The 3,567-nt window shown below is 50.5% G+C and carries 2 protein-coding genes; both read left to right on the top strand.

The window, feature by feature from the left end:
• Positions 1 to 118: 118 nt before the first annotated feature.
• Entirely contained in the window at positions 119 to 1,120 is a 1,002-nt protein-coding gene (locus ACLTD4_RS33380; protein WP_412331954.1) for a YcxB family protein, read from the top strand.
• Between the two features lie 34 nt (positions 1,121 to 1,154).
• A partial coding sequence (locus ACLTD4_RS33375; protein ID WP_412331953.1) for a valine--tRNA ligase occupies positions 1,155 to 3,567 on the top strand: 2,413 nt, incomplete at its 3' end.

The following is a 3,567-nucleotide window of genomic DNA, read 5'->3' as shown; positions in this document are numbered from 1 at the left end:
CTAAGGAAGTATGGCCGCTGAAGCGACCGCGCTCCGGCGCGTGAGTCCGGCGCGTGAGTGCTGCTTTTTGAAGCATTGTGTTTTTAAAACAGACAAGTAAATGGAAAGGAGAATCGCCGTGGAACCTTTGTTTATCAATACATACCAGATGTCACCCGAGCTGCTGCGGGAGTATACGAACTGTATGACAGCCCCGAGGCGAAAGGTTCTGCTTGTACTCGGAATCCTGTGTTTCATCTGGGGAATTCTGTTTACCTCTCATGCAGCGCTGAGAGTTCTGCTGCCTGTTCTGGGAGTGACAGCGATCCTTTGCAGCGTGTTTTACAGTGCCTGGCTTGCGAAGAAGAATTACAGGAGATATGAAATGAGCCACGCCGGACTGGATAAAACAATATCGTTTTATCCGGACAGAATGGAATGTGTGAATGACGGCGGGGAGGAAAAGACCTTTTACTATAGGCATATAACCAGAGAGAAGGAGTCCGGCAGCCTGTATTCCATTGTCGTAAAAAATGAAACCGGTATTATCGTAAAGAAGGATTCCTTTCAAAAAGGGACCTACGAAGAGTTCCGGGAGTTTATGAAGCAGGGGAGGCATAGCTTTCCGGAAAGATATGAGGTCTCGGGCAGAAACGACGCCCCATTATTTGAAAATTCATACCAGGTCACGCCGGAGCTGCTTCAGGAATACACGAAATGCATGGCAGCTTCGAGGCGAACCGTCCATATCGTACTTGGAGTCGTGTATCTGGTCTGGGGGCTGCTATTCCCGGTCCATATTGTGTTTAAGCTTCTGCTGATTGTCCTGGGAGTGCTGTTCCTCCTGCTCAGCGTGTTTTACAGCTCCAGGCTGGCAAAAAAAAACTACAGAGTCTATGAACTGAGCCATACCGGAATGGGAAAGACCATATTGTTTTATCCGGACAGAATTGAGTGTGCAAATGACGGTGAAGCGGCGAAAACATATTATTACAGCCAGATTTCCAGGGTGAAAGAGTCTAGCGGCCTGTACGTCATTGTCATAGAAAAAACCATAGGCATTATGGTAAAGAAAGATGCTTTTCAAAAAGGAGATTTCGAAGAGTTTCAAAGCTTCATGAAACAGGGCAGACAGCCTTAGAAAAATAAGAAAGAAAACAGATAAGGAGAATACCATGAAAGAACTAGAAAAAAATTATAATCCTGCCGAAATTGAGGGCAAGATATACCAGAAATGGCTGGACAAGAAGTATTTCCACGCAGAGCCCAATCCGGATAAGAAACCATTTACCATTGTGATGCCTCCGCCAAATATCACCGGCCAGCTTCATATGGGCCACGCGCTGGACAACACCATGCAGGACATTCTAATCCGCTACAAACGGATGCAGGGATACGAGGCGCTCTGGCAGCCGGGTACGGATCACGCGGCGATCGCCACAGAGGTCAAGGTAATCGAGAGCTTAAAGAAGCAGGGCATCGATAAGGAGGACCTGGGCCGTGACGGATTCCTGGAGAAATGCTGGGACTGGAGGAAGGAATACGGCGGACGCATTATCAACCAGCTTCATAAGATGGGCTCCTCCGCAGACTGGGACAGAGAACGTTTTACCATGGACGAGGGCTGTTCGGAAGCGGTGCAGGAAGTATTTATCCGTCTGTATGAGAAAGGCTATATTTACAAGGGATCCAGAATCATCAACTGGTGCCCCGTATGCCAGACCTCCATATCGGACGCAGAGGTGGAGCATGTGGACCAGGACGGATTTTTCTGGCATATCAACTATCCGGTAGCGGGAGAGGAAGGTTCCTTTGTGGAGATTGCAACCACGAGACCGGAGACGCTTCTCGGCGATACGGCTGTAGCAGTCAATCCGGAGGATGAGCGCTACACCCATCTCGTTGGAAAGATGCTTAAGCTGCCTCTCACGGGACGCACTATCCCGGTGATTGCCGACTCCTACGTAGACAAAGAATTCGGTACCGGATGTGTAAAGATTACACCGGCCCATGACCCTAACGACTTCGAGGTGGGCAAACGCCACAACCTTCCGGAGCTTACGATTATGAACGACGACGCGACCATCAGTCTGCCTGGCAGCAAGTACGATGGAATGGAGCGTTACGAGGCCAGAAAAGCCATCGTAGAGGATTTGAAGGAACTGGGCCTTCTCGTAAAGGTGGTTCCCCATACCCACGCCGTAGGTACTCACGACCGCTGTAAGACCACGGTAGAACCGATGGTAAAGCAGCAGTGGTTTGTACGCATGGAAGAGATGGCAAAGCCGGCGATCGAGGCGTTGAAGAACGGAAAACTGAAATTTGTGCCGGAGCGTTTCGATAAGACGTATCTGCACTGGCTGGAGAGCATCCGCGACTGGTGTATTTCCAGACAGCTGTGGTGGGGCCACAGGATTCCGGCCTATTACTGCGACGAATGCGGAGAGATTGTTGTAAGCAAGGAAAGACCGGAGAAGTGCCCGAAATGCGGATGTACTCACCTTACTCAGGATGAAGATACGCTCGACACCTGGTTTTCTTCTGCTCTGTGGCCGTTCTCTACACTCGGATGGCCGAACGAGACAGAGGACTTAAAGTATTTCTACCCGACAGACGTGCTGGTGACAGGATACGATATTATTTTCTTCTGGGTGATCCGTATGGTGTTCTCGGGCATCGAACAGACCGGAGAGCTGCCGTTCCACACCGTGCTGATCCATGGACTGATCAGAGATTCTGAGGGCCGCAAGATGAGCAAGTCCTTAGGCAACGGCATCGATCCGCTGGAAGTCATTGACAAGTACGGCGCGGACGCCCTGCGTATGACACTCATTACCGGCAATGCCCCTGGAAACGATATGCGTTTCTACTGGGAGAGAGTGGAAGCCAGCCGCAACTTCGCCAACAAGGTATGGAACGCTTCCCGCTTCATGATGATGAATATCGAGAAGGCGCCTGACAGCCAGGCGGAGCTGTCTGATCTGACCATGGCGGATAAATGGATTCTTTCCAAGGCCAATACCCTGGCCCGCGAGGTGACAGACAATTTAGACAAGTATGAACTGGGAATCGCCCTCCAGAAGGTTTACGATTTTATCTGGGAGGAATTCTGCGACTGGTATATCGAGATGGTAAAGCCGAGACTCTGGAACGAAGAGGATACCACAAAGGCAGCAGCCATCTGGACCTTAAAGACCGTGCTGATCAATTCCCTGAAGCTGCTTCATCCGTATATGCCGTTCCTCACCGAGGAAATCTTCTGCAATCTTCAGGACGAGGAAGAAGAGGAGACTCCCCCTCACGGTCGTTCGGCGGAATGTTCCATCATGGTATCCGCATGGCCGGAATATAAGGAGGAATGGAACTTTGCCGAGGAAGAGCATGCGGTAGAGACCATCAAGGAAGCGGTAAGAGGCATCCGGAATGTCCGGACTTCCATGAACGTTCCGCCGAGCAAGAAGGCAAAGGTATACGTTGTATCAGAGAACAGCGAAATCCTGGATATCTTCGAGCACAGCCGCGTATTCTTCGCCATGCTGGGCTATGCCAGCGAAATCGTGCTAAAGAAGGATAAGGAAGGAATCGGCG

The sequence above is a fragment of the Hungatella sp. genome, from assembly GCF_046966825.1.
Note: the sequence above shows the minus strand (reverse complement) of the source record. Positions and strands in the feature narration are given on the sequence as shown.